Origin of the sequence: Dactylosporangium aurantiacum, from assembly GCF_000716715.1 — a bacterium.
GTDB classification, from domain to species: domain Bacteria; phylum Actinomycetota; class Actinomycetes; order Mycobacteriales; family Micromonosporaceae; genus Dactylosporangium; species Dactylosporangium aurantiacum.
Genome location: NZ_JNYJ01000186.1, coordinates 1 through 280, shown reverse-complemented (window position 1 = coordinate 280; position 280 = coordinate 1). Strand labels below are relative to the sequence as shown.

At 67.5% G+C, this 280-nt stretch carries 1 pseudogene; it reads left to right on the top strand.

Annotation, left to right across the window (positions count from 1 at the left end):
- Window positions 1–280: pseudogene (locus tag OP18_RS59050) on the top strand (ABC transporter substrate-binding protein); the annotation flags it as partial.

Sequence of the window (280 nt, the reverse complement as noted above, 5' to 3'; positions counted from 1 at the left end):
CTTCTACGAAGACGCCATCGGCGGCCGCGCCGCGGTCACCAAATCCTCCCCGGACAAAGACCTCGCCAGCAAAATGGTCCCCGTCGCCCGACCGGTGAAGAACAGCGGCGACAAACCCCGCCACCTCGCCTGGGGACAGGTCATCGCCGTCATCAACGGCGCCGGCGCCGCCACCGCCGCGAACTACGCCAAAACCGTCACCACCGACCCCGGCTACAACATCGACTGGTTCACCAAAACCGGCCTGCCACCCACCACCAACGCCGGCCTCGCCGACAGC